22 protein-coding genes are annotated in these 24,699 nt (G+C 60.8%); 13 read left to right on the top strand and 9 right to left on the bottom strand.

The window, feature by feature from the left end:
• Window positions 1–52: 52 nt before the first annotated feature.
• Window positions 53–1,648 carry an ABC transporter substrate-binding protein gene (locus C4J92_RS26060; RefSeq protein ID WP_124405662.1) on the bottom strand — a complete coding sequence of 532 codons (1,596 nt, stop codon included), beginning with the start codon at window positions 1,646–1,648 and terminating at the stop codon, window positions 53–55.
• Between the two features lie 458 nt (window positions 1,649–2,106).
• Between C4J92_RS26060 and rpmB the strand changes: the two genes are divergently transcribed.
• Together rpmB and rpmG are read left to right on the top strand one after the other, a co-directional pair.
• Window positions 2,107–2,340, top strand: a complete 234-nt coding sequence (rpmB, locus tag C4J92_RS26055; RefSeq protein WP_003176907.1) for a 50S ribosomal protein L28 — start codon at window positions 2,107–2,109, stop codon at window positions 2,338–2,340.
• 11 nt (window positions 2,341–2,351) lie between these two features.
• Window positions 2,352–2,507, top strand: a complete 156-nt coding sequence (gene rpmG, locus C4J92_RS26050) for a 50S ribosomal protein L33 (protein WP_003176906.1) — start codon at window positions 2,352–2,354, stop codon at window positions 2,505–2,507.
• Between the two features lie 127 nt (window positions 2,508–2,634).
• On the opposite strand, the gene C4J92_RS26045 is transcribed toward rpmG, so the two are convergent.
• Window positions 2,635–2,997 carry a cupin domain-containing protein gene (locus tag C4J92_RS26045; RefSeq protein ID WP_124405661.1) on the bottom strand — a complete coding sequence of 121 codons (363 nt, stop codon included), beginning with the start codon at window positions 2,995–2,997 and terminating at the stop codon, window positions 2,635–2,637.
• A gap of 232 nt (window positions 2,998–3,229) precedes the next feature.
• On the opposite strand from C4J92_RS26045, the gene C4J92_RS26040 reads away from it, so the two are divergent.
• Window positions 3,230–4,723 carry an aldehyde dehydrogenase gene (locus C4J92_RS26040; protein WP_124364967.1) on the top strand — a complete coding sequence of 498 codons (1,494 nt, stop codon included), beginning with the start codon at window positions 3,230–3,232 and terminating at the stop codon, window positions 4,721–4,723.
• A gap of 98 nt (window positions 4,724–4,821) precedes the next feature.
• Here the strand turns inward: C4J92_RS26040 and C4J92_RS26030 are convergent, their stop codons facing one another.
• Both C4J92_RS26030 and C4J92_RS26025 read right to left on the bottom strand, forming a co-directional pair.
• On the bottom strand, window positions 4,822–6,390 hold the full coding sequence (locus C4J92_RS26030; protein ID WP_124405660.1) for a phospholipase D family protein: 1,569 nt from the start codon (window positions 6,388–6,390) through the stop codon (window positions 4,822–4,824).
• A gap of 62 nt (window positions 6,391–6,452) precedes the next feature.
• Entirely contained in the window at window positions 6,453–7,877 is a 1,425-nt protein-coding gene (locus C4J92_RS26025; protein WP_124405659.1) for a PLP-dependent aminotransferase family protein, read from the bottom strand.
• Between the two features lie 165 nt (window positions 7,878–8,042).
• Between C4J92_RS26025 and C4J92_RS26020 the strand changes: the two genes are divergently transcribed.
• On the top strand, window positions 8,043–8,267 hold the full coding sequence (locus C4J92_RS26020; RefSeq protein WP_124405658.1) for a DUF1127 domain-containing protein: 225 nt from the start codon (window positions 8,043–8,045) through the stop codon (window positions 8,265–8,267).
• Here C4J92_RS26020 and C4J92_RS26015 read toward each other — a convergent pair whose 3' ends face one another.
• Window positions 8,268–9,560: an FAD-binding oxidoreductase gene (locus C4J92_RS26015; protein WP_124405657.1), complete on the bottom strand. Its 1,293-nt coding sequence runs from the start codon at window positions 9,558–9,560 to the stop codon at window positions 8,268–8,270. It lies immediately after the preceding gene.
• 114 nt (window positions 9,561–9,674) lie between these two features.
• Here C4J92_RS26015 and C4J92_RS26010 point away from each other — a divergent pair, with 114 nt between their 5' ends.
• Complete coding sequence (locus C4J92_RS26010; protein WP_124405656.1) at window positions 9,675–10,028, top strand: YkgJ family cysteine cluster protein; 354 nt, start codon at window positions 9,675–9,677, stop codon at window positions 10,026–10,028.
• Between the two features lie 111 nt (window positions 10,029–10,139).
• Here C4J92_RS26010 and C4J92_RS26005 read toward each other — a convergent pair whose 3' ends face one another.
• Window positions 10,140–10,628, bottom strand: a complete 489-nt coding sequence (locus tag C4J92_RS26005) for an Lrp/AsnC ligand binding domain-containing protein (RefSeq protein ID WP_003176896.1) — start codon at window positions 10,626–10,628, stop codon at window positions 10,140–10,142.
• Window positions 10,629–10,784: 156 nt separating this feature from the next.
• On the opposite strand from C4J92_RS26005, the gene dadA reads away from it, so the two are divergent.
• The 7 genes from dadA to C4J92_RS25970 all read left to right on the top strand — a co-directional run bounded on the left by dadA (window position 10,785) and on the right by C4J92_RS25970 (window position 18,314).
• The gene (dadA, locus tag C4J92_RS26000) at window positions 10,785–12,086 is read left to right on the top strand and encodes a D-amino acid dehydrogenase (RefSeq protein ID WP_124368810.1); all 1,302 of its coding nucleotides are present in this window, start codon (window positions 10,785–10,787) and stop codon (window positions 12,084–12,086) included.
• Complete coding sequence (locus C4J92_RS25995; RefSeq protein WP_124364960.1) at window positions 12,058–12,411, top strand: RidA family protein; 354 nt, start codon at window positions 12,058–12,060, stop codon at window positions 12,409–12,411. Before dadA ends, C4J92_RS25995 begins: the two co-directional genes overlap by 29 nt.
• Window positions 12,412–12,487: 76 nt before the next feature.
• Window positions 12,488–13,561: an alanine racemase gene (gene alr, locus C4J92_RS25990; RefSeq protein WP_124405655.1), complete on the top strand. Its 1,074-nt coding sequence runs from the start codon at window positions 12,488–12,490 to the stop codon at window positions 13,559–13,561.
• Window positions 13,562–13,677: 116 nt separating this feature from the next.
• A complete protein-coding gene (locus C4J92_RS25985; protein ID WP_003176893.1) occupies window positions 13,678–14,226 on the top strand; it encodes a cupin domain-containing protein in 549 nt (182 codons plus the stop codon).
• Window positions 14,227–14,407: 181 nt separating this feature from the next.
• A complete protein-coding gene (locus C4J92_RS25980; protein ID WP_124365220.1) occupies window positions 14,408–14,818 on the top strand; it encodes a cytochrome c5 family protein in 411 nt (136 codons plus the stop codon).
• Window positions 14,819–14,936: 118 nt separating this feature from the next.
• Window positions 14,937–16,268 (top strand): IS4 family transposase, encoded by a 1,332-nt coding sequence (locus C4J92_RS25975; protein WP_372238359.1) that lies wholly within the window; start codon window positions 14,937–14,939, stop codon window positions 16,266–16,268.
• A 123-nt stretch (window positions 16,269–16,391) separates the two neighbouring features.
• Window positions 16,392–18,314, top strand: a complete 1,923-nt coding sequence (locus C4J92_RS25970) for an acetyl-CoA hydrolase/transferase C-terminal domain-containing protein (protein WP_124405654.1) — start codon at window positions 16,392–16,394, stop codon at window positions 18,312–18,314.
• Window positions 18,315–18,461: 147 nt separating this feature from the next.
• Here the strand turns inward: C4J92_RS25970 and C4J92_RS25965 are convergent, their stop codons facing one another.
• On the bottom strand, window positions 18,462–19,034 hold the full coding sequence (locus C4J92_RS25965; RefSeq protein ID WP_003195447.1) for a xanthine phosphoribosyltransferase: 573 nt from the start codon (window positions 19,032–19,034) through the stop codon (window positions 18,462–18,464).
• A gap of 58 nt (window positions 19,035–19,092) precedes the next feature.
• Window positions 19,093–21,102 carry a DNA helicase Rep gene (gene rep, locus C4J92_RS25960; RefSeq protein ID WP_124364957.1) on the bottom strand — a complete coding sequence of 670 codons (2,010 nt, stop codon included), beginning with the start codon at window positions 21,100–21,102 and terminating at the stop codon, window positions 19,093–19,095.
• 265 nt (window positions 21,103–21,367) lie between these two features.
• Between rep and C4J92_RS25955 the strand changes: the two genes are divergently transcribed.
• Window positions 21,368–23,032 (top strand): bifunctional diguanylate cyclase/phosphodiesterase, encoded by a 1,665-nt coding sequence (locus tag C4J92_RS25955; protein WP_124405653.1) that lies wholly within the window; start codon window positions 21,368–21,370, stop codon window positions 23,030–23,032.
• A 129-nt stretch (window positions 23,033–23,161) separates the two neighbouring features.
• On the opposite strand, the gene C4J92_RS25950 is transcribed toward C4J92_RS25955, so the two are convergent.
• On the bottom strand, window positions 23,162–24,565 hold the full coding sequence (locus tag C4J92_RS25950) for a NorM family multidrug efflux MATE transporter (protein WP_124405866.1): 1,404 nt from the start codon (window positions 24,563–24,565) through the stop codon (window positions 23,162–23,164).
• Window positions 24,566–24,699 lie beyond the last annotated feature (134 nt).

Genomic DNA, 24,699 nt, shown 5'->3' with positions numbered 1-24,699 from the left:
CGCAGCTGCAAGTTTGAAGCTGCAAGCCACAAGTGGGCTTGCAGCTTGCAGCTTAAGGCTTGACGCTGACTTTGGAATAATCCTGGCGACCAAACGGGCTCACCTGGTAGCCGTCGACATTTTTGCGTGTCAGGGCAAACGCCATGGGGTGCGCCAAGGGCAACCACAGCGCCTGCTGCTGGATCTGTGCCTGGGCCTGCTGGTAGAGCTTGCTGCGCACGCCTTGTTCGCTGGTGGTCTTGCCGGCGCTGATCAGCTTGTCCAGCGCAGGGTCGCAGTAGCGGGCGAAGTTGGTGCCGGACTTGACTGCCGCGCAGGAAAATTGCGGGGTGAGGAAGTTATCCGGGTCGCCATTGTCACCGGCCCAGCCCATGAAGAGCAGGTCATGCTCGCCGGCTTTGGCGCGGCGAATCAACTCGCCCCATTCGATCACACGGATGTCGGCCTGGATGCCGACCTTGGCCAGGTCGGCCTGCAACAGTTGAGCGCCAAGATTTGGGTTGGGGTTCAACAGGCTGCCGGTCGGGCGGGTCCAGATAGTGGTCTTGAAGCCATCCTTGAGGCCGGCGCGGTTGAGCAGTGCCTTGGCTTTGGCCAGGTCCTGTGGATAACCCGACAGCTCTTTGGCGTAGCTCCAGGTATTGGGTGGGTAAACACCGTTGGCCGCTTCGGCGGTGCCTTCGAATACGGCCTTGAGGTAGCTGCCTTTGTCGAAGGCCAGGTTGATCGCCTGGCGTACTTCGGGCTTGTCCAGCGGCGGATGCTGGCTGTTGATGGCGACGAACGCGGTCATGAAGGCTGCGGTTTTTTCCACCTTCAGGGCTGGGTCTTTTTCGGCCTCGCCCACATCCAGGGGTTTGGGCGACAGGGCGATCTGGCATTCATCGCGACGCAGTTTCTGCAGGCGCACATTGGCATCCGGCGTGATCGCGAAGATCAGGTTGTCCACCGTCGGTTTGCCGGCGAAGTAGTCCGGGTTGGCCTTGTAGCGCACCACCGCATCCTTCTGGAATCGCACAAAAACGAAGGGCCCGGTGCCAATGGGCTGGCTGTTGAGTTTTTCCGGGGTGCCGGCCTTGAGCAGTTTGTCGGCATATTCGGCCGGGTAGATCGAGGCAAAGCCCATGCTCAATGCGGCAAGAAACGTGGAATCGGCGTGATCGAGGGTGAAGCGCACGGTCAGCGGGTCGAGGGCGTCGATCTTCTTGATCAGCGTGGGCAATTGCAGGGATTGCGCGTGAGGAAAGCCGCTCTGGGCGATCTTGTGCCACGGGTTGGCTGGGTCGAGCATGCGTTCGAAGCTGAAGCGCACATCTTCGGCGGTCAGGGTACGGCTCGGGGTGAAATACTCGGTGCGATGGAATTTCACGTTCGGGTGCAGCTTGAAGGTGTACGTCAGGCCGTCTGGCGAGACGTCCCAACTGTCCGCCAGGCTCGGCACCAGTTTTGCGCCGGTTGCGTCGTAGTCCACCAGACGGTTCATCAGCACGTCCGCCGAGGCGTTGGTGGTGGTCAATGAGTTGTACTGCACCACATCGAATCCTTCGGGGCTGGCCTCGGTGCAAACGCTCAGATTGGTGGCGGCAACGGCCATCGTCGGCGCGATCAAGAGGGGGGCTAGCAATAGCGGTAGGGCAGCGAGGCGCATATTGGGTTTCCTGTGCAAATCGAAGGCCCATCTGCAAGTGCAGTCTGGAAAAGGCCTACCGTAGTGGCCTGTTGGTTAAATGACTAGCCTATTTTTGCCTGTGCTTTTGGCTCAAATGCTGTTTTGATGGCGCCTCAGCGCGTTTCACCTTGCAGGTCCGAGTACTTGCGGGCGCTGAAAATCATTCTGTGCGACGAGCGGTCGGCTGTTGTAGCGGCCCCTCCTGGCAACGGTTCAGGCGCCAATAGCCGAGATTTACCCAGGTAAAAACACACTCGCTGTTGTTGCATCTGGGTCTTTCTGGTATAAAGCAGCGCTCTTTTCTAGGGGCCCGGTTCCTTCGCTTGTAGGTGTAGCCGGTAAGACCCTAAAGAAACGCGGCGCCTGGCGCCAAATGACTGAGAGATTAAGCGGCCAACCCATGCCGGGTTGGGCATGTGGTTTTAGAGGGCTGAGGCATGTCGAGAGTCTGTCAAGTTACCGGTAAGGGTCCGGTGACTGGGAATAACATTTCCCACGCAAATAACAAAACCCGTCGTCGTTTCCTGCCGAACCTGCAGCATCACCGCTTCTGGGTTGAAGAAGAGAAACGTTTTGTTCGCCTGCGTGTATCTGCCAAAGGCATGCGTATCATCGACAAGCGTGGCATCACTGTCGTGCTGGCCGAAATCCGCGCCGCCGGCAAGATCTAAGGAGCTCTATCATGCGTGAATTGATTCGAATGATCTCTAGCGCCGGTACTGGTCACTTCTACACTACCGACAAGAACAAGCGTACTACCCCGGACAAGCTCGAAAAGAAAATGTTCGACCCGCGCGTTCGCAAGCACGTGATCTACAAAGAAGGCAAAATCAAGTAATTGATTTCCTTCCTTGTGAAAAAAAGCCCGTATCTCACGATACGGGCTTTTTTTTGCCTGTGATGATCGTTCCCACGCTCAGCGTGGTAACGCCGCCCCGGGCGCTCCGCGTCCCGCTGTTCACTGATCAGGCTTTCTGTTCGAACACCACATAGATCTTGCGGCACGCTTGCAGTACTTCCCAGGTGCCGCTGAAGCCGGCCGGGATCACGAAGCGGTCGCCGGCGCGCAAGGTTTTGGCATTTCCCTCGGCATCGCGCAGCACAGACACCCCCTGCACGATCTCGCAGTATTCATGTTCGGTGTAATTGACCTTCCACTGCCCGATTTCCCCCTCCCAGACACCCGCGTTCATTTGTCCACATGGGCTGTTGTAGTGGTTGTAGATCGTCTGTTCGGGATCGCCCTTGAGGATTTTTTCGGGGGCAGGGCGATAGCGTTCGGGGGCGGTGTTGGCTTGGCTGAAATCAACGATATCCTGGATGCTCATGGGCTTATCCCGTCAGGCCTGCGGTTGGAAAGCTCAAAGTCTATGTTTATTAAAATGAACATCGCAAGGGCGTTTGCCGCCGTTATGTCAAATATATTGAAACATCCCCAGTCGCTGGTTTAGGGTGGCAAGTGCCTTGAGCCGAACAGCAGGCTGGCCAGGCAAGATTTCGTGGAGGCGCCGGGATCAAATCTCCCAGGCCCTTGTATCCAAATAAGAGGAGGACACTTGCATGACCACCCTGACCCGTGCCGACTGGGAACAACGCGCCAAGGACCTGAAGATCGAAGGCCGCGCCTACATCAATGGCGAATACACCGCCGCCGCGTCCGGTGATACCTTCGAGTGCATCAGCCCGGTCGATGGCCGTCTGCTCGCCACCGTAGCCAGCTGTGACGCCGCCGACGCCCAGCGCGCCGTGGAAAATGCCCGCGCCACCTTCAATTCCGGTGTCTGGTCGCGCCTGGCCCCGGCCAAGCGCAAGTCCGTCATGATCCGTTTCGCCGCGCTGCTCAAGGCCAATGCCGAAGAGCTGGCCCTGCTTGAAACCCTGGACATGGGCAAGCCGATCAGCGACTCCCTGAACATTGACGTACCCGGTGCGGCGCAGGCGCTGAGCTGGAGCGGCGAGGCCATCGACAAGATCTACGATGAAGTGGCGGCCACTCCCCATGACCAACTGGGTCTGGTGACCCGAGAGCCCGTGGGCGTGGTCGGTGCGATCGTGCCGTGGAACTTCCCGCTGATGATGGCCTGCTGGAAACTCGGCCCGGCGCTGTCGACCGGTAACTCGGTCATCCTCAAGCCGTCCGAAAAGTCTCCGCTGACCGCCATCCGCATCGCTGCCCTGGCCGTTGAAGCCGGCATTCCAAAAGGCGTGTTCAACGTGCTGCCAGGTTACGGCCACACCGTGGGTAACGCGCTGGCGGTGCATATGGACGTGGATACCCTGGTGTTTACCGGTTCCACCAAAATCGCCAAGCAGCTGTTGATCCGTTCCGGCGAATCGAACATGAAGCGCGTGTGGCTGGAAGCCGGCGGCAAGAGCCCCAACATTGTGTTTGCCGATGCGCCGAACCTGCAAACCGCCGCCGAGTCCGCCGCCAGTGCCATCGCCTTCAACCAGGGCGAAGTCTGCACCGCCGGTTCGCGCCTGCTGGTGGAACGTTCGATCAAGGACACTTTCCTGCCGCTGGTGATCGAGGCGCTCAAGGGCTGGAAGCCAGGTAACCCACTGGACCCTGCCACCAACGTGGGCGCGCTGGTGGACACCCAGCAGATGAACAACGTGCTGTCGTACATCGAATCGGGGCATGCCGATGGCGCCAAGCTGGTCGCCGGTGGCAAGCGCACCCTGGAAGAAACCGGTGGCACTTACGTCGAGCCGACCATTTTCGACGGCGTGACCAACGCCATGAAGATTGCCCAGGAAGAGATCTTCGGCCCGGTCCTGTCGGTGATCACGTTCGACAGCGCCGAAGAAGCCATCGCCATCGCCAACGACACCCAATATGGCCTGGCCGCAGCGGTGTGGACGGCGGATATCTCCAAGGCCCACCTGACCGCCAAGGCCCTGCGTGCGGGCAGCGTGTGGGTCAACCAATACGATGGCGGCGACATGACCGCACCGTTCGGTGGCTTCAAGCAGTCGGGTAACGGTCGCGATAAATCGCTGCATGCGTTCGACAAATACACCGAGCTGAAGGCGACTTGGATCAAGCTCTAACAAATGTGGGAGGGGGCTTGCTCCCGATAGCTTAGTGTCAGTCGCTGCATCTGGTGACTGACACACCGCAATCGGGAGCAAGCCCCCTCCCACACGTTTTAGAGCATGCGCTCCAGGCCGACGCTGGTGGCGAACCAGGCATTGAACCGGCGCCACCAACTGCCCGGCTCGTGGGTCAGGGTGTGCAGCTGGCCGTTATCTTCGGTCACCCACACGATCTGCCCGTCCCGCAGCTTCGCCTCGTAGCTCAACGCCGGCGCCATACCTTGCAGCGCCAGGTTACGCACATGCTCCGCCAGCTCCGGGCTGTCCACCAGCACGCCGACTTCGGTGTTCCATAGCACTGAGCGTGGGTCGAAATTGAACGAGCCGATAAACGACTTTTCCCGATCGAAAATCATCGCCTTGCTGTGCAGGCTTGAGTCGGAACCGCGCAAGCTGCCTCGTCGAAACAGGTGCGGACCGCTGCTTGCGCTGGGGTCGCCCGGTTGTCGACGCAGCTCATAGAGTTTCACGCCATGCTCCAGCAGCGCCTTGCGATAGGGTGCGTAGCCGCCGTGCACGGCCGGTACATCAGTGGCTTCGAGGGAATTGGTCAGCAGGCTCACCGACACGCCGGCGTCGGCGCGGCCGGTCAGGTACACCAGCCCAGGCGGGCCCGGAACGAAGTACGCCGAAATCATGATCAGCTCACGGCTGACGCCTGCCAACTGCGGCGCCAGTTGCGTGGTGAGCAGCAATTGCGGGTCCGGGTCGGCCTTGGCCAGCACCTTGCTCGGCGCATCCCACAGCGCCTGGTTCCAGGCCCAGATCAACTCGCGACGCCAGATGTCCATGCGCGGCTGGGTCTGGTAGGTGCGCAGGCGGTTATACAAGGCGTGGTTCTGTTGGCGCGATTGGGCCAGTGACGCCTCCAGGCGTCCGCGCGCAACAGCCAGGTCGACCTTGGACGGCATGGTTGCGACAAACTCATCGATAGGTTTGCTCAGCGCGCTGTTCCAGTACTGATCGAAACTGTGGCCCAGTTGCTCAGCCACCGGCCCGACGCTGAGCATGTCGATATCGGTGAAATTCAGGTTGGGTTCGGCGTCGAAATATTCATCCCCCAGGTTGCGCCCGCCCACGATCGCGACGCTGTTGTCTGCCAGCCAGAGTTTGTTATGCATGCGCCGGTGTTGCAGCGACAGGTTGAACAGGCGCCCCATGGCGCGCGTCACGCCCGTGCTGCGGCCCAGATGCAGCGGGTTAAACAGGCGAATTTCGATCCTGGGATGGGCGGCAAGGGTCGCGATGATCTGGTCGAGCCCATCGCTGGTGGTGTCGTCCAGCAGGATGCGCACACGCACGCCGCGGTCGGCAGCCTTGAGCAGTTCATCCACCAGCATGCGCGTGCTGATGCCGTCGTGCACGATGTAGTACTGCAGGTCGAGGCTGGTCTGGGCGTTGCGGATCAACTCGGCGCGGGCCATGAAGGCTTCGCTGCTGTTGGGCAGCAAACGAAAGCCCGAACGGCCCTGATACGGCGCCGCCTGGGCCTGGATCGAGCGGCCGAAGGAAGACTGTGCCGCGGGCAGGGCATCACTGGGCACCCGCGGTGTGGGGGCCGTCGCGCAGCCACCCAGTGCCAGCGCTCCCAACAGGAAAAGCGATAAAAGCCGTTGAGTCATCAAGGAAGCGCCATCCAGGTCAGGGCGGTTGTCGGCATATGACGGCAATTGCTCGGAAAAGGTCAGTCCGCCGATTCGGCCAGCAGGGTGCGCGCAGCGGCGCCGACCTTGCGCACGGCCTCTTCAATCTGTGGGGTCGGTTTGGCAGCGTAGTTCATGCGCAGGCAATTACGGTACTTGCCGGATGCCGAAAAAATGCTGCCTACCGCCACCTGTACGCCCTGTTCCATCAGCACGCGGTTGAGCTTCAGGGTATCGAAGCCCTCCGGCAATTCTATCCACAGCATGAAACTACCCTGAGGCCGGCTGGCGCGCGTGCCGACGGGGAAGTAGCGGCTGACCCAGTCGAGCATCAGGTCGCGATTGCGCTGGTACTGCGTGCGCATCCTGCGCAGATGAGGCTCAAAATGCCCGCCTTTGAGAAATTCGGCTATCGCAATCTGCGGCTGCGTGGCGGTAGAGCCCGTGCTGATGTATTTCATGTGCAGCACCCGTTCCAGGTAACGCCCCGGCGCGACCCAGCCAATGCGCAGCCCAGGCGCCAGGGTTTTGGAAAACGAGCTGCACAGCAGCACCCGGCCGTCCTCGTCGAAGGATTTGATCGTGCGCGGGCGCGGGTAGCTGTAGGCCAGTTCGCCATACACATCGTCTTCGATGATCGCCACGTCAAAGCGCTGGGCCAGGGTCAGCAGTGCGCGCTTGCGCGCCTCCGGCATGATGTAGCCCAAGGGGTTGTTGCAGTTGGGGGTGAGCTGGATGATTTTGATCGGCCACTGTTCCAGCGCCAGTTCCAGGGCTTCAAGGCTGATGCCGGTGATCGGGTCGGTGGGGATTTCCAAGGCTTTCATGCCCAGGCCCTTGAGGGTCTGCATGGCGCCGTGAAAACTCGGTGAATCCACCGCAACGATATCGCCGGGCGCACAAATGGCGCGGATGCTGGTGGAAAGGGCCTCGTGGCAGCCCGTGGTGATGACGATGTCTTCGGCAGTCAGTTGGCAACCGGAATCCAATGACAGTCGCGCAATCTGCTCGCGCAATTCCATACAGCCCAGGATGTTGTCGTAATACAGCCCCGGCAGATCCTGGCGACGACTGACGCGGGCCAGGCTGCGAAGCAATGGCTTGATGGTCGGCGACAATACATCCGGCATGCCACGGCCCAACTGTATGACGTCCTTGCGCGGCACGGCACGGATTAGCTCCAGCACTTGGTCCCACTGGGAAATTTCCACCGGCCGCTGGGCAGGGCGACCCACCTCGGGCAGCGCCGGCAGTTCACGGCCCACCGGTACAAAATAGCCGGACTTGGGCTTGGGCATCGCCAGGCCATTGTCCTCCAGCAATCGATAGGCTTGCTGCACGGTGCTCAGGCTGACCCCATGCTCCACGCTCAAGGCCCGCACGGAGGGCAGTCGGTCGCCGGGGCGGTAGAAGCCTTGTTCGATGCGGGTGCCCAGCAATTCAGCGAGGTTGACGTACAGGGTCACGGCGGCCACTCCCAGCAGACCAATACAGATAGACGGAAAATACAGGATTCAGCCGTTCATAGCAGCATCTGTATGGATTTAATAAAGGTAGGTTGAATCTGTATTGGTTTTGCCCGTGCGCTCATTCTAGTCACTCAAGGCAGCAAGCTAACGAGGGACGGGAACATGAACGGCATGAGCGATGTACGGCTGGCATTACATGGCCAGGAACTGGAAGCAGCGCAGGAGCGGACGTTGTCTATGCCTGCCGACAATCGCTGGAGCCTGTTCTGGCGCCGCCGTCATACCCGCCAGGCGTTGCTGACGCTGACCCGCGAGCAGTTGCGCGACGTGGGCCTGACGGCAGAACAGGCGCGCCATGAAGGCTTGAAACCGTTCTGGCGCGATTGATCAGGCCAGTTCCTTGAGGCGGTGCCAGAGCATCCCCAGGGCCAGCAGCGGCGAGCGCAAGTATTTGCCGCCAGGGAAAGTCATGTGCGGCACCTGGGCGAACAGGTCGAAGCGCCCTTGCTGCTGGCCGCTGATGGCTTCGGCCAGCAACCTGCCCGCCAGGTGCGTAGCGTTGAGGCCATGGCCGGCATAGGCCTGGGCGTAATACACATTGGGTTGATCCGCCAGGCGTCCGATCTGCGGCAACCGGTTGGCGCCGATGCCGATCATGCCGCCCCATTGGTAGTCGATCTTCACATCGGCCAATTCCGGGAATACCTGCAGCATCTTTGGCCGCATGTAGGCGCCTATGTCTTTCGGGTCGCGCCCGGAATAGTGGCAGGCGCCGCCGAACAACAGGCGGCGGTCGGCGGACAGGCGGAAATAATCCACCGTTACCCGCTGGTCACACACCGCCATGTTCTGCGGCAACAGGCGGGCGGCTTGCGCTTCACTCAAGGGCTCGGTGGCGATGATGTAGCTGCCTGCGGGCAATATTTTGCCGCTCAAGTGTGGGTTGAGGTCGTTGAGGTAGGCGTTACAGGCCAGCACCAGAGTGTTGGCCTGTACCTGGCCCTGGGCGGTGTGCACCTTGACCTGCGAGCCGTAGTCGATGCGCGTCACTTGCGACTGCTCGAATAACTGCACGCCCAGCTGCTGCGCCGCGCCGGCTTCACCCAAGGCGAGGTTCAGTGGATGCAAATGCCCAGAGCCCATGTCGATCATTCCGCCCACATAGCGGTCGGAGCCGATCACGCTGGCCATTTCGCTGGCTTGCAGCAGGCGCACTGGATGGCGATAACCCAGGCTGCGCAGCTCTTCGGCGTCTTCGGCGAGGCCCAGCAGGTCGCGGGGTTTGTTGGCCAGGTCGCAGTAGCCCCAGGTCAGGTCGCAGGGGATCTGGAAGCGTTCGACACGCTCGCGCACGATCTCCACCGCTTCCAGGCCCATCAGTTTCATCTGGCGCACGCCGTCGGTGCCGATCACATTGGCGAACTGGTCAAGGCCATGGCCGACGCCGCGAATCAGTTGCCCGCCGTTGCGCCCGCTGGCGCCCCAGCCGATCTTGCGCGCTTCCAGCAGCACCACGCTGAAGCCGCGCTCGGCCAGTTCCAGGGCGGTATTGAGCCCGGAATACCCCCCGCCAATCACGCAGACATCGGCGCGCACCTCGCCCGTCAACGCCGGGTAATCGGGGTGCGGCACGCTGCTGGCGGCGTAGTAGGACGCGGTGTGCCGGGCGCTGGCGGTCATGGGGGCCTCCCTGTTTGGAAAATTTGACGCAGGATACAACGGTCCGACAGAGCTGTCTGCGCGGGCGGTTTTACGGCAGAATCCAGGCCTGTTCGCGGTGGGGTGTGGGTGTCGATGAGTTGCAACAGTCAGAAAGTCAGCGCCTTGCGCCGACAGATTCCTTCGTTCGAGTGTGTCCCTGGCTGCCACGACTGCTGTGGGCCGGTCACCACGTCGCCCGAGGAAATGTCGCGCCTGCCACGCAAGACAGCCGCCGAGCAGGACGCTGCAATGGATGAGCTGAACTGCGTGCACCTGGGGCCGAACGGCTGCACGGTTTACGACGAGCGCCCGTTGATCTGCAGGCTGTTTGGCACCACCAAGACCCTGCCATGCCCCAACGGTCGGCGACCGGTGGAGCTGATTCATCCACGGGTGGAAAAGCAGATCCATGAGTACATGGCGAGCACCCGGCAAGTACTGGTCTAACCATGTGGGAGGGGGCTTGCCCCCGATTGCGGTACACCAGGCACACACAGGCTGGCTGAACCACCGCTATCGGGAGCAAGCCCCCTCCCACATTGATTGAGTTATGTCAGGTTAATCCGGAATCGGCAGGTTCAGGCTTTCTTTCACTTCTTCCATCACGATATAGCTCTTGGATTCGCGCACATGGGGCAACTTGAGCAGGATATCGCCGAGTAATTTGCGGTACGAAGCCATTTCGGAAATCCGCGCTTTCACCAGGTAGTCGAAGTCCCCGGACACCAGGTGACACTCCAGCACATGGGGCAGTTTGAGCACGGCGCGTCGGAACTCTTCGAACGTATCGCCAGACTTGTAATCCAGGCTGATTTCGACAAATACCAGCAAACTCCCCTTCAAATGCTGCGGATTGAGCCGCGCGTTGTAGCCCATGATGATCCCCTCGCGCTCCAGCCGGCGTACCCGCTCGGTGCACGGCGTCGTCGACAGCCCAACCTTCTCGCCCAGTTCCGTGAACGAAATGCGCCCATCGGTTTGCAGGATGCGCAGGATATTGCGGTCGATCTTGTCCAGCTCCCGTTTGGTCTGGGTGTTGGTACGCATAGGGGATACGCCTCTGTTAAAACGGTTTGTGCCGAGAATTGTCGCCAAATATAGGCATTTATATAGTGAAATGCACTGGCGATTGTTTTTTACACTGCGTCCATCATTGCTCGAATAACACACGTCAGCGGCTCAGCCCGTGGTGAGGAAATAAAAATGCGCGTTCTGGTCTTGGGTAGCGGCGTCATTGGGGTGACCAGTGCCTATTATTTGGCGCGGGCCGGCTTTGAAGTCGTCGTGGTCGACCGCCAACCCGCTGCCGCCATGGAAACCAGTTTCGCCAACGCCGGCCAGGTATCCCCAGGCTACGCGTCGCCATGGGCCGCGCCGGGCGTGCCGCTCAAGGCGATCAAGTGGCTGCTGCAGCGCCATGCGCCGCTGGCAATCAAGGCCACCGCCGATATCGACCAATACCTGTGGATGGCACAGATGCTGCGCAACTGCACCGCCAGCCGGTATGCGGTGAACAAGGAGCGCATGGTCCGCCTCTCTGAGTACAGCCGCGATTGCCTTGACGAATTGCGCGCTGAAACCGGGATTGCCTACGAAGGGCGCAGCCTGGGGACGACCCAAGTATTCCGCACCCAGGCCCAGCTCGATGGTGCGGCCAAGGACATCGCCGTGTTGCAGGAGTCCGGCGTGCCCTTCGAGTTGCTTGACCGTGCCGGCATCGCCCGGGTCGAGCCAGCCTTGGCCAGCGTCACCGATATTCTCGCCGGCGCCCTGCGCCTGCCCAACGACCAGACCGGCGACTGCCAGATGTTCACCACGCGCCTGGCGCAGATGTGCGAGCAGTTGGGCGTTGAGTTTCGTTTCGAACAGGACATCCAGCGCCTCGATCATGCAGGCGACCGCATCAATGGCGTGTGGATCGACGGCAAGTTGGAAACCGCCGACCGATACGTGCTGGCCCTCGGCAGTTATTCGCCCAAGCTGCTCAAGCCGCTGGGGATCAAGGCGCCCGTGTATCCTCTCAAGGGCTATTCGCTGACCGTGCCGATCACCAACCCGGCAATGGCGCCTACCTCGACGATCCTCGACGAAACCTACAAAGTCGCGATCACCCGTTTCGACAACCGCATTCGCGTCGGCGGCATGGCTGAGATAGCCGGTTTTGACCTGTCGCTCAACCCGCGCCGGCGTGAAACCCTGGAGATGATCGTCAACGACCTTTATCCTCAGGGCGGCGATTTGGCCCAAGCCAGTTTCTGGACCGGCCTGCGCCCGACCACACCCGATGGCACACCGATTGTTGGCGGCACCCCATTCAAGAACCTGTTCCTGAATACCGGCCACGGCACCCTCGGCTGGACCATGGCATGCGGCTCCGGTCGTTTGCTGGCTGACCTGATGGCGAAGAAAACCCCGCAGATCAGCGCCGAAGGCCTCGCTATTTCCCGTTACGGCAACCACCAGGAGTCCGCACGACATGTCAATCCAGCGCCAGCTCACCAATGAGCGCATGAGCCAGATCGTTGTTCACAGCGGCACCGTGTACCTGGCAGGCCAGGTCGGCGACGACATGAATGCCGGCATCGAGCAGCAGACCCGTGAAACCCTGGCCAACATCGAGCGTCTGCTGGACCTGGCCGGCACCGACAAGACCCGGTTGCTGTCGGTGACTATCTATTTGAAGGACATCGATGCCGACTTCGCCGGTATGAACGCGGTGTGGGACACGTGGCTGCCCAAAGGCGCCGCGCCCGCTCGCGCTACGGTTGAAGCCAAACTGTGTGAGCCGAACATTCTGGTAGAGCTGTCCGTCGTGGCTGCGCTGCCTTAACCTGAATCCCTCTCCCGGCGCCGACGTTGTTGGTCGGCACCGGTTTTTTTACTCTGCCGCCTAGAAGCCTGCCGCCATGCGTCCTGCCCGTGCCCTGATCGACCTTCAAGCCCTGCGCCACAACTACCAACTGGCCCGCGAAGTCAGCGGGGCCAAAGCCCTCGCCGTGATCAAGGCGGATGCCTACGGGCATGGCGCGGTGCCCGTGGCCCAGGCGCTGGAGGCCGAGGCTGACGGGTTCGCGGTGGCGTGCATCGAAGAAGCCCTGGAACTACGCGCCGCCGGCATACGTGCGCCGGTGCTGCTGCTGGAAGGTTTTTTCGAAGCCGACGAGCTGCCGCTGATCGTCGAGCAAAACCTGTGGTGCGTGGTGCATTCGCTATGGCAACTCGAGGCTATCGAGCAGGCTTCGCTGAGCCAACCGTTGACCCTCTGGCTCAAGCTGGACTCGGGCATGCACCGTGTCGGCCTGCATCCCAAGGATTTCCAGGAGGCGTATAAGCGTCTGCTCGCCAGCGGCAACGTCGCGAAGATCGTGTTGATGAGCCACTTCGCCCGCGCCGATGAGCTCGATTGCGTGAGCAGCAACGAACAAGTGGCGGTATTCGACGCGGCCCGCCAAGGGCTGGCGGCGGAGGTGAGCCTGCGCAATTCACCGTCCGTCCTGGGGTGGCCGAGTGTGCCCAGCGACTGGGTGCGCCCAGGCATCATGCTCTACGGCGCCACGCCCTTTGGTGACGACCAGGCCATCGCTGCCCGTTTGCAACCGGTGATGACCCTGGAGTCCAAGATCATTTGCGTGCGCGAACTGCCCGCCGGTGAGCCGGTAGGCTACGGCGCCAGGTTCGTCACGCCCAAGCCGATGCGTATCGGCGTGGTTGCCATGGGCTATGCCGATGGCTACCCGCGCCACGCGCCTACGGGCACGCCGGTGCTGGTCGCCGGCCAGCGCAGCCAGTTGCTGGGTCGGGTGTCCATGGACATGCTCTGCGTCGACCTGACGGATGTGCCCCAGGCGGGCCTGGGTTCCACGGTGGAATTGTGGGGCAAGCACATCCTCGCCAGCGAAGTCGCGACCGCTGCCGATACCATCCCTTACCAGATATTCTGCAACCTGCGCCGGGTGCCAAGGCTCTATTGCGGCGCTTGATCGCCCGGCACGAATACAGCTGTCCGGGATTTAGGCCCAAGTGTTGTAAATACTGAACGCTGTCGCCATGATAACGCTCAATTACAACAAAGCCTGAATCCTAGGAGGCTCCTGCATTGGACGTCGGCGAACGACTGCAATCCATCCGTAAACTCAAAGGTCTTTCCCAGCGCGAGCTTGCCAAGCGTGCGGGCGTCACCAACAGCACCATTTCGATGATCGAGAAAAACAGCGTCAGCCCCTCGATCAGTTCCCTGCGCAAGGTCCTTGGCGGCATTCCCATGTCCATGGTCGAGTTCTTTTCCGAAGAGATCCTCCAGGAAATACCGACGCAGATCGTCTATAAAGCCAATGAGCTGATCGACATCTCTGACGGTGCCGTCACCATGAAGCTGGTAGGCCGAGCGCACCCGAGCCGGGCCATCGCGTTTCTCAACGAAATCTACCCGCCAGGCGCCGACACGGGCGAAGAAATGCTCACCCACGAAGGCGAAGAAACCGGGATTCTGGTGGAAGGGCGCTTGGAACTGGTGGTCGGCCTTGAAACTTTTGTGCTCGAAGCAGGCGATAGCTACTACTTTGAAAGCACCAAGCCCCATCGTTTTCGTAATCCGTTCGACGTGCCGGCGCGGCTAATCAGCGCAGCCACACCCGCGAACTTTTAAAATAGAGGCGCCCTGCCAGCGTTGCAGAGGTTCCCGCAGCTGTACACCGTGAGGTCGAATCTCCCTTTATTTAATAGGGTTGTTTCGGCCGGGCGGGCTAACCGCTATACTTTCGCCGCCTGTGAAACCGTGGCCGCAGGCGTGAATAGCCACCATTGAGGGTGAACGCGTGAACCTAATTATGAAAATGCTGGCTGCACCAGCAACCGTACTGGCCCTATGGGCTGTCAGCGCTCAAGCTGCGACCAACGATGACATCGCCAAGCGCCTGGAGCCTGTGGGCCAAGTGTGTGTCCAGGGCCAGGAATGCAAGGGCATGGAAGTCGCGGTCGCGGCGGGCGGCGGTGGGGCGAGAACCCCGGACGAGATCATCGCCAAGCACTGCAACGCTTGCCACGGCACCGGCTTGTTGGGAGCGCCGAAAGTTGGCGACACCGCCGCCTGGAAAGAGCGCGCCGATCACCAGGGCGGCCTTGACGGCATCCTCGCCAAGGCGATCACCGGCATCAATGCCATGCCGCCCAAAGGCACCTGCGCTGACTGCTCGGATGACGATCTGAAGGGTGCGATCAAGAAGATGTCCGGGCTCTAACCCGCCTATCTTCGCCAAAAAGGCCGCTCACGGGCGTAATGCTGTTCACTTAAGCATTTGAGTCCAAGCCGGGCTTTCTAGAGAATCCGATGTCAGACCCCTGGCATCGGATTTTTTTATGCCCATTCAGCAGCAGTTGCTCGACCTCGGCGATCTCTTCAATTTTTCTGACCTGAGCACCTTCACTCAGAACATCCCTATCGAGTGGGTAGCGAGTGCGCTGAACCTCTCGGCGCAAGCTACGATACGACGGCGCCGTTTGCCGAGCGATCAAGTTCTTTGGCTAGTTTTGGGCATGGCTCTGTTCCGCGATGAGCCTGTTCATGAGGTCGCCAGGCGTTTGAATATCTGCGCGCAAGGCTTGGCTTCTGATCAGTTGCTGGCCCGAAGCGGGGTAACTGAAGCTCGCAAAAGGCTGGGCGCTGACCCCGTTGAATCGCTGTTCCGTCAGACCGGTAAACATTGGGGCAACGAGCGCTACGAGGGAGATGACTGGAGCGGTCTACAGGTCTTCGCGGTGGACGGTGCACTACTGCGAACTGCTGACTCACCTGAGCTCAGAGAACATTTTGGCTCCGGTAACACCGGCACCGACCGTCAGACCCCGTTTCCGATGCTGCGGCTCGTTGCGCTGATGAATGTCCGTTCGCATGTCATCCTCGATGCGCAGCTCAGCCCTTATCGGGGCAGTGAAATGCGGTTGGCCGAAACGTTTCTGGGGCAAATTCCGGACAATTCGATCACCTTGTTCGACAAAGGCTTCTGGGGCGCGGATCTACTGCTAAGCGTGGTGGGCGGCGGCGCGAACCGACACTGGCTGACACCTGCTCGCAAGAATTTGGTCATGGAGGAAGTAGAGCGCTACGGCGAGCACGACCGTCTCGTCCGGATGAAGGTTTCTCCTCAGGCACGTAAACGAAATCCTGAGTTGCCCCTGAGTTGGGAAGTGCGTGAAGTTAGCTATGAAAGCCATGGGAAAGTCCGATCGCTGCTTACCTCTTTGCCTGTCGAGGACTACGACACCGCAGCTGTGGCTGAGCTGTACCTGGAGCGATGGGAGATTGAGCTGGGCTTCAGGGATATCAAAAGCTCGATGCAACAGAACGCGGTAACGCTGCGCAGTAAGAAAGTCGAGCTGATTTATCAGGAGGTCTGGGGGCTTTTGCTGGCTTATAACATTATTCGTCGAGAGGCCAGCCAAGCCGCTGTAGCGTTCGGCCGCGCACCTTCGGATATACGGTTCAAGCCTGCCTGCCAGTACATAGCGGTGCAGTTGATAGTGATGGCAGCCGCTAATCCGGTATCGGCAACAGGAAGGAGGCTAAGCGAGCTGAGGGGAGGAGTAGGAGGAATGTTTCTGGATCACCGCCCAAGGCCGGGAAGGCCAAGGACGGTGAAGATTTCCAAAACCCGGTACCCAGTGGACCGTAAGGCTGCTCCGCTTAAGTGAACAGCATTACGCTCACGGGCGGCTTTTTTGTGCCCGCGATTTGCGTTTCGTGGCTGTTCATTGCAGCAAAGACCCGGCAAGCTCGGTCCAACCCCAATTCATGGAATGTTCGGGAGCAGTCGGATGGTGCAGTTGTGTTCAATCGAGCAAGCAGTTGACGACGTACTGGCGCGCTTGCCGACGCATATCCACATGGGCATGCCCCTGGGTTTAGGCAAACCCAACCTCTTCGCCAATGCGCTCTACCGGCGTATCGCCAAGCTGCCCGAGCGCGCGCTGACGATCTACACCGCGCTGAGCCTGGGTCGTCCCGCCCTGGGGGACGGGTTGCAGAAGCGCTTTCTCGAACCTTTTATCGAGCGAGTATTCGGCGATTACCCCGAGCTGGATTTCCTCGCTGACCTGCACGCAGACAGCCTGCCGAAGAATATTCGTGTGCAGCAGTTCTTCATGCAGCCCGGCAGCCTGCTCCACAGCGCTGCGGCGCAGCAGGACTACGTCAGCAGCAACTACAGCCATGCTGCGCGGGACATCAACGCCGCTGGCCTGAACCTGGTGGCGCAACTGGTTGCCAGCAGCGCCGAGCACCCCGACCGCCTGAGCCTGAGCTGCAACCCGGATATCACCCTCGACCTGCTGCCGATGATCGCCAAGCGGCGCGCGGCGGGTGAGACCATCCTGATCGTCGGCCAGGTCCATAGCGACTTGCCCTACATGCCCGGCGATGCCGAGTTGGGCATGGACGCCTTCGACTACCTGCTCGATGAGAAAGACAGCACTACGCTGTTCTCCACGCCAAACATGCCGGTGGGCTTCCAGGACCACTTTATCGGCCTGCATGCCAGCACGCTGGTGCGTGATGGCGGCACCTTGCAGATCGGTATCGGCTCCATGGGCGACGCGCTGACCGCCGCATTGCTGGCGCGCCAGGCCGATAATGAAGCCTATCGATTGCTGCTGACCGATCTGGATGTGTATCAATGGGCGCCCTTGATCAGCCGTGAGGGCGGCGTTGAGCCATTCGCTCGTGGCCTTTATGGTTGCAGCGAAATGTTCGTCAACGGCTTGCTGGTGCTGGCCGATGCCGGAATCATCCGGCGCAAGGTGTACCCGGATGTGGCAACCCAGGAGCAGGCCAACGCTGGGCTGCTCGACGATGCGGCGCAGCCCGATGGCATCTCGATCCATGGCGGTTTCTTCCTCGGCCCGCGCAGTTTCTACCAGCGCTTGCAGGAGATGAGCCACGCCAGGCGGCTGGCATTCAACATGACCCGCATCAGCTATATCAACGAGCTGTACGGCCAGGAAGAGCTCAAGCGTTTACAGCGCCAGGACGCACGGTTTATCAACAGCGCGATCATGGTCACCCTGCTCGGCGCCGGCGTGGCCGACCAATTGGAAGATGGCCGCGTGCTCAGCGGCGTGGGCGGGCAGTACAACTTCGTTGCCCAGGGCCATGCGCTGGAAGGCGCGCGCTCGGTCCTGATCCTGCGCAGCTGGCGCGAGTCGGCGGGGGAGGTCAGTTCGAATATCGTCTGGGAGTACGGCCATTGCACCATTCCCCGGCACCTGCGGGATATCGTCATCACCGAGTACGGGATTGCCGATTTGCGCGGTCAGACGGATGCCCAGGTAATTGAGGCGTTGCTCAATATCACTGACTCGCGCTTCCAGGACGACCTGATTGAGCAGGCGCAAAAGGCCGGTAAATTACCCAAGGATTTCAAGCTGGCCCCGCGTTTTGCCGACAACACACCGCAGCGGCTCCAGGCGATTCAGGCCAAGCATCGACGGCTGTTCCCGGAATACCCGTTGGGCAGTGATTTCACGGATGAGGAGCGGGACCTGTTGCGTGCTCTGAATTGGCTCAAGAGCAAATTCAAGCTCACGGAGATGCTGGAACTGGGCAAGGCGGCGCTGGATGCACCGGAGCCGGAAGCGTTTCCCGAACATTTGAAGCGGATGGGTCTGGATCAGCCGCAGGGGTTGAAAGAGGATCTGTACCAGCGCCTGTTACTCGCCGGCCTACAGGCCACCGCGCACTGACAGGCAATAGAGAGCAATGTGGGAGGGGGCTTGCCCCCGATGACAGTGGTTCCGCCAACACATTTGGTGACTGATACACCGCTATCGGGGGCAAGCCCCCTCCCACATTTTGATCGGTGTCCACCCTGGCGTTTGCTGTGTAGCAAATTACTCGATGAAGGTCACAACCCCACCCGCCAGCGACTTCACTCGCGCCAGCGATTCAACCCGATAACCCTGGGCATCGAGCTCCGCACGGCCACCCTGAAAAGACTTCTCGATCACGATGCCCAGGCCGGCGACGGTCGCGCCCGCTTGCTTGATGATCGAAATCAGCGCCTGGGAGGCCTTGCCATTGGCCAGGAAGTCATCGATGACCAGCACGCGGTCGCTGCTGGTCAGGTGGCGTGGGGAAATTGCCACGGTGCTTTCGGTTTTCTTGGTGAAGGAATACACCGTCGCTGACAGCAGGTTTTCGGTCAGTGTCAGGGACTGCTGCTTGCGTGCGAAGATCACCGGCACGCCGAGGTTCAGGCCGGTCATGATCGCCGGAGCGATGCCTGAGGCTTCGATGGTGACGATCTTGGTGATGCCCGAGTCCTTGAACAGCGCGGCGAATTCGTCGCCGATCAGTTTCATCAGCGCCGGATCGATCTGGTGGTTCAGAAAGGCATCAACCTTGAGTACCTGGTCGGAAAGCACGATGCCTTCTTCGCGAATTTTCTTGTGCAGTGCTTCCACGGAAAGCTTCCTCTGTTAGCGCAACAGGCGCCGAAAGTAGATTAAAAAGTAGTCGATTCTAGCGCTTTAACATCGCGCGTATATCAGCCAAGGCGCTGTTGCCGCGAACGGCCTTCACCTCGGTCGGGGTGTCGTCGTTGCCTTCCCAGGCCAGGTCATCCGGCGGCAGCTCGTCAAGGAAGCGGCTGGGGGCACAATCGATGATTTCACCGTATTGCTTACGCTTGGCAGCGAAGGTGAAGGCCAGCGTCTGACGCGCACGGGTAATGCCCACGTAGGCCAGGCGCCGTTCTTCCTCGATGGTGTCGGCTTCGATGCTGGAGCGATGCGGGAGGATTTCCTCTTCCATGCCCATGATGAACACGTAGGGAAACTCCAGTCCCTTGGACGCGTGCAACGTCATCATCTGCACACCTTCGGCGCCGTCTTCCTCTTCCTGCTGACGCTCGAGCATGTCGCGCAGCACCAGCTTGCCGATGGCGTCCTCAACGGTCATTTCACCGTCTTCGTCTTTTTCCAGGGTGTTCTTCAGGGCTTCGATCAGGAACCAGACGTTGCCCATGCGGTAGTCCGCGGCCTTGTCGCTGGAACTGTTGGTGCGCAGCCAGTTTTCGTAGTCGATGTCCATGACCATGCTGCGCAGGGCGCTGATCGGGTCTTCACCGGCGCACTGCTCGCGTACCTTGTCCATGAAGCGCTTGAAGCGCGACAGGCGGTCGGTGAAGCGCGTGTCCAAGTGTTCGCCCAGGCCGATTTCGTCGGTGGCGGCGTACATCGAGATCTTACGTTCAGTGGCGTAGTTGCCAAGCTTTTCCAGGGTCGTCGAACCGATTTCCCGCCGCGGCACGTTGATCACGCGCAGGAAGGCATTGTCGTCGTCCGGGTTCACGATCAGGCGGAAGTAGGCCATCAGGTCTTTCACTTCCTGGCGCCCGAAAAAGCTGTTGCCGCCCGACAGGCGATACGGCACCTGGTGGTGCTGCAGTTTCAGCTCGATCAGCTTGGCCTGGTAGTTACCGCGATACAGGATCGCAAAGTCGCTGTAAGGCCGGTCGGTGCGCAGGTGCAGGCTGAGGATTTCCACGGCCACGCGCTCGGCTTCGGCGTCTTCGTTGCGGCAGCGGATCACGCGAATCTCGTCGCCATGGCCCATCTCGCTCCACAGTTGTTTTTCAAACTCGTGGGGGTTGTTCGAGATCAGCACGTTGGCGCAGCGCAGGATACGGCTGGTGGAGCGGTAGTTCTGCTCCAGCATCACCACTTTCAGGGACGGGTAGTCGTCCTTGAGCAGCATCAGGTTTTCCGGGCGCGCACCGCGCCAGGCGTAGATCGACTGGTCGTCGTCGCCCACCACGGTGAACTGGTTGCGTGTACCGATCAGCAGTTTCACCAGCAGGTATTGGCTGGCGTTGGTGTCCTGGTATTCGTCCACCAGCAGGTAGCGCACCTTGTTCTGCCACTTTTCCAGGATGTCCTTGTGTTCCTGGAACAGTTTGACCGGCAGCAGGATCAGGTCGTCGAAGTCCACCGCATTGAACGCCTTGAGCGTGCGCTGATAGTGGGTGTAGACGATGGCGGCGGTCTGTTCCTTGGGGTTGCGTGCGGCTTCCAGGGCTTCGGCGGGCAGGACCAGGTCGTTTTTCCAGGCGCCGATCATGTTCTTGATCTCGTCGACGCCGTCGTCGCCCGCGTATTCCTTCTGCATGATGTCGGTCATCAGGGCTTTGACGTCGGCCTCGTCGAAGATCGAAAAGCCCGGCTTGTAGCCCAGTCGCGCATGTTCCTTGCGGATGATGTTCAGCCCGAGGTTGTGGAAGGTACACACGGTGAGGCCACGGCCTTCGCCACCCTTGAGCAGGGTGCCGACGCGCTCTTTCATTTCCCGCGCCGCCTTGTTGGTAAAGGTCATGGCGACGATGTACTGGGCGCGGATGCCGCAGTTCTGGATCAGGTGCGCGATCTTGCGGGTGATCACGCTGGTCTTGCCGGAGCCAGCACCGGCGAGCACCAATAGAGGGCCGCCGACGTAGTTCACGGCTTCTTGCTGCCGGGGATTGAGTCGGGACATACAGAGTTCGGGGAGTCGTCGTTCAAAAGGGCGGGCATTTTAACAGGCTGGCAAGTTTCTGCTGCCCTGGATCGACGGTGTGACGTACCACTCGATCTAAATTTGCCGGTTTTGCTACTTTGCCGCAGGATGTGCGGGGTATTGCGACTATTTTTCACAGTCTGCGTGTTTGATAGCACCTATCATTTGTCAGGCATTGGTCATTGTCAGACCGCACGTCATAATGCCACCGCCAACGAATTCTTGCAGAGTCTAGGGAGCTAGCTTGTCTACGCCTGTCGAACCCTTGCGTTTGCTGCTGCTGGCCGATGAGCCTGAGTGGGCAGCGTTGTTGCGCGAGTGCCTGGCGCCGATGGGCGACGGGGCTGTGCTGATCAGCGCGCCCAACTGGGACTCGGTGAGTCGTCTGTTCGACGACGACCACGGTGCGGTGCTCTTGACCACGCCCCCTCTGCAACCCGGCCCGGGCCGGTGCAGCTTGCCGTGTGTATTGTTGCTGGAACAGGAACCATTGGTTGCGCCGCTCGGTGTCAGCGATTGGCTGGTCCATTGCGCGCTTGACGCCGATACCTTGCGCCGCTGCCTGCGCCATGTGCGCGAGCGTGGCGTACTGGAGAACACGTTGCAGCGCCTGGCCGAACAGGACCCGCTCACCGGTATCGCCAACCGCCAGGGTTTCCAGACCTTGCTGGCGGCGCGGTTGGCGGATAACGAAGGTCGCGGCCTGGCCCTCGGTCACCTGGACTTGGACAATTTCCGTCACGCCAACGATGCCCTCGGTCATCAGGCCGGCGACCGCTTGATCCTGCAGGTGGTATCGCGGCTCAAGAGCCAGCTTGAAGCCGGTGACCAATTGGCGCGCCTGGGCAGCGATGAGTTCGCGCTGCTGATCGACACCCGCCGTGCGCCCCAGCGCGCCGAGTGGATGGCCGAGCGCATCACCGAAGTCATGGCCGAGCCTTACTGGGTGGACGGTGAAAGCCTGCTGATCGGCTGCAGCCTGGGTGTGGCGCATGCCCGCGCCCGCGCCGGGGCCGACCCGTTGATGTGGCACGCCCATATCGCCATGCAGCAGGCCAAAAGCACCCAGGGCTGTACCTTTCATATTTTCAACGAACGCATCAACCGCAACGCGCGCAGCCTGGCCGACCTGGAAAGCGAATTGCGCCGTGCGCTGCGCCGCGATGAGCTGGAGCTGCACTACCAGCCGCGCCTGGACCTGGACGATGGGCATATTGTGGGCCTGGAAGCCTTGGTGCGTTGGCGCCACGGCGAGCGTGGCCTGTTGCCACCGAGCGAGTTCGTGCCCCTGGCCGAGCAGAGCGGCCTGATTGTGCCGTTGGGGTATTGGGTGATTTCCCGCGCCCTGCGCGACATGCAGGACCTGCGCGAACGCGGCCTGCCGGCGTTGCACATGGCGGTCAACCTGTCGTTTCGCCAGTTTCAGGACAGCCAACTGCTCTCGACACTCAGTCGGCTGATTGCCGAGCGTGGCGTGGAAGCGCAATGGCTGGAGTTCGAGTTGACCGAAACCGCCGTGATGCGTCGCAGCGACCTGGTCAAACAGACCATGGACGCCCTCGGCCGCCTTGGCGTGCGGTTTTCCCTGGATGACTTCGGCACCGGTTTCTCATCGTTCGTGCACCTCAACAGCCTGCCGATTGCCTTGTTGAAGATCGACAAGAGCTTCGTCGGCGGCATGGAAGAGCGCGAAGAGAATCGCAAACTGGTGCACGCCATGATCAACCTGGCCCACAACCTCAATCTGGAAGTGGTGGCCGAAGGCGTGGAGACCGCTGAGCAGCTTGCGCTTTTGAGGCTGTTTGGTTGCGATCAAGCCCAGGGCTACTTGATCAGTAAACCGTTGCCATTGGCCGAGCTGGTGGAGTACCTGACGTTTGGCAAGGGCCAGCAGGCGTTGTTGGGTTGAATAAACCACAATCTAAAAATGTGGGAGGGGGCTTGCTCCCGATAGCGGTGTATCAGTCAACAAATGTGTTGGCTGACCCACTGCTATCGGGGGCAAGCCCCCCTCCCACATTTCTAATCGAGTAGGCCCTTAGTGCGTCTGTGCGGCCTGGAAACCAGTTTGTATTTCCGGCTCCTGTCGAATCATCCGTTTCATCTTCGCCTCAAACGCCCACGTCAGGCTCACCGCCGCGCAGGCAAGGCCCAGCGCCAGGCCCCACCACACGCCGGTCGGCCCCCAGCCCAGGGTGAACGCCATCAACCAGGCCGATGGCGCGCCGATCAGCCAGTAGCAACCGAGCCCCACCAGGAACGTGGTCTTGGCATCCTTGAGGCCACGGATGCAGCCCATGGCAATGGTCTGCACACCGTCGAACAGCTCGAACCAGGCCGCGACGGCCAGCAGGCTGACGGCGAGCACGATCACCTCGTGAAAGGCCGGGTCGTCATGGTCGAGGAACAGCCCGATCAGCGGGTCGGAAAACAGCCAGAACACCACGGCAAACCCCAGCATCACCATGGCGCCGAACCCTATGCCGACCCGTCCGGCCAGGCGCGCGCTCAACAACCGCCCGGCGCCATAGTGCTGGCCGATACGCATGGTCACCGCGTAGGACATCCCCGCCGGGACCATGAACGCCACCGAGACAATCTGCAGGGCAATCTGGTGCGCCGCCAACTGCGTACTGCCCATGGTGCCCATGCACAGCGCCGCAAACGCGAACAGCCCGACTTCCACTGCATAGGTACCGCCGATCGGCAGGCCCAGGCGCCACAGCTCGCGCAGATAGTGGGTATTGAGGCGCAGCAGGCCGGTAGTCAGGGGGTAGGCGGCGTAGGTTCGGTTGCTGCGGATGTACCACATCAGCGCCAACGCCATGCCATTGGCGACGATGGCCGTTACCAGGCCAATGCCCATCAGCCCGAGCTTCGGCAGGCCGAACATGCCTTCGATCAGCGCATGGTTGAGCAGGTAATTGACCACCGTGCCGCACAGGCTGATCACCACCACTGGCGTGGCTTTGCCGATAGCGCTGGTGAAACCGCGCAACGCCATGAAGCTCAGATAGCCGGGCAGGGCGAATGGCAGGAGGGTCAGGAACTGCCCGGCGGCCTGCACATTGGTTTCGGTCTGGCCGAACAGCAGCAGCACTGGCTTCAGGTTCCACAGCAGCAGCGCCGCCGCCAGGGCCATCAACCACGCCAGCCACAGCCCGGACTGGGTCAGCCGGGTGGCGCCGTCGATGTCGCCCGCGCCGTGACGGATCGCCACCAGGGTGCCCACCGCGGCAATCACACCGATGCAGAAAATCGCCACGAACGAATAGCTCGCCGCGCCCAGGCCACCGCCGGCCAGGGCTTCGGGGCTCAAGCGGGCCATCATCAGGGTATCGGTCAGCACCATCAGCATGTGCGCCAACTGTGAGGCAATCAACGGCCCCGACAGCCGCAGAATGGCCCAGAGTTCGGTACGTACCGGATGCTGCATGATCATCACGCTCGACAGGTCAGGGAGGTGGAGAGGGCTGATTCTCGGCGCTTTGGGCGCATTGCACAAAAGGATAAAAGCGATCGTTTGCATGATTAAAACTCATACCTGACCTATTCTGGTAGGGTTTGCGGATTGCG

It is taken from the genome of Pseudomonas sp. R3-18-08 (assembly GCF_003852065.1).
In the GTDB taxonomy this organism is placed as follows: Bacteria; Pseudomonadota; Gammaproteobacteria; order Pseudomonadales; family Pseudomonadaceae; genus Aquipseudomonas.
The sequence above is the reverse complement of the archived record's forward strand: the minus strand, read 5'-3'. Positions and strand labels throughout refer to the sequence as shown.

What these genes read in the sequence shown, in the direction of transcription:
- C4J92_RS26060 (WP_124405662.1), bottom strand. Translation starts at nt 1,648, where the DNA reads ATGCGCCTCGCTGCCCTACCGCTATTGCTAGCCCCCCTCTTGATCGCG.
- rpmB (WP_003176907.1), top strand. Translation starts at nt 2,107, where the DNA reads ATGTCGAGAGTCTGTCAAGTTACCGGTAAGGGTCCGGTGACTGGGAAT.
- rpmG (WP_003176906.1), top strand. Translation starts at nt 2,352, where the DNA reads ATGCGTGAATTGATTCGAATGATCTCTAGCGCCGGTACTGGTCACTTC.
- C4J92_RS26045 (WP_124405661.1), bottom strand. Translation starts at nt 2,997, where the DNA reads ATGAGCATCCAGGATATCGTTGATTTCAGCCAAGCCAACACCGCCCCC.
- C4J92_RS26040 (WP_124364967.1), top strand. Translation starts at nt 3,230, where the DNA reads ATGACCACCCTGACCCGTGCCGACTGGGAACAACGCGCCAAGGACCTG.
- C4J92_RS26030 (WP_124405660.1), bottom strand. Translation starts at nt 6,390, where the DNA reads ATGACTCAACGGCTTTTATCGCTTTTCCTGTTGGGAGCGCTGGCACTG.
- C4J92_RS26020 (WP_124405658.1), top strand. Translation starts at nt 8,043, where the DNA reads ATGAACGGCATGAGCGATGTACGGCTGGCATTACATGGCCAGGAACTG.
- C4J92_RS26015 (WP_124405657.1), bottom strand. Translation starts at nt 9,560, where the DNA reads ATGACCGCCAGCGCCCGGCACACCGCGTCCTACTACGCCGCCAGCAGC.
- C4J92_RS26010 (WP_124405656.1), top strand. Translation starts at nt 9,675, where the DNA reads ATGAGTTGCAACAGTCAGAAAGTCAGCGCCTTGCGCCGACAGATTCCT.
- C4J92_RS26005 (WP_003176896.1), bottom strand. Translation starts at nt 10,628, where the DNA reads ATGCGTACCAACACCCAGACCAAACGGGAGCTGGACAAGATCGACCGC.
- dadA (WP_124368810.1), top strand. Translation starts at nt 10,785, where the DNA reads ATGCGCGTTCTGGTCTTGGGTAGCGGCGTCATTGGGGTGACCAGTGCC.
- C4J92_RS25995 (WP_124364960.1), top strand. Translation starts at nt 12,058, where the DNA reads ATGTCAATCCAGCGCCAGCTCACCAATGAGCGCATGAGCCAGATCGTT.
- alr (WP_124405655.1), top strand. Translation starts at nt 12,488, where the DNA reads ATGCGTCCTGCCCGTGCCCTGATCGACCTTCAAGCCCTGCGCCACAAC.
- C4J92_RS25980 (WP_124365220.1), top strand. Translation starts at nt 14,408, where the DNA reads ATGAAAATGCTGGCTGCACCAGCAACCGTACTGGCCCTATGGGCTGTC.
- C4J92_RS25975 (WP_372238359.1), top strand. Translation starts at nt 14,937, where the DNA reads ATGCCCATTCAGCAGCAGTTGCTCGACCTCGGCGATCTCTTCAATTTT.
- C4J92_RS25970 (WP_124405654.1), top strand. Translation starts at nt 16,392, where the DNA reads ATGGTGCAGTTGTGTTCAATCGAGCAAGCAGTTGACGACGTACTGGCG.
- rep (WP_124364957.1), bottom strand. Translation starts at nt 21,102, where the DNA reads ATGTCCCGACTCAATCCCCGGCAGCAAGAAGCCGTGAACTACGTCGGC.
- C4J92_RS25950 (WP_124405866.1), bottom strand. Translation starts at nt 24,565, where the DNA reads ATGATCATGCAGCATCCGGTACGTACCGAACTCTGGGCCATTCTGCGG.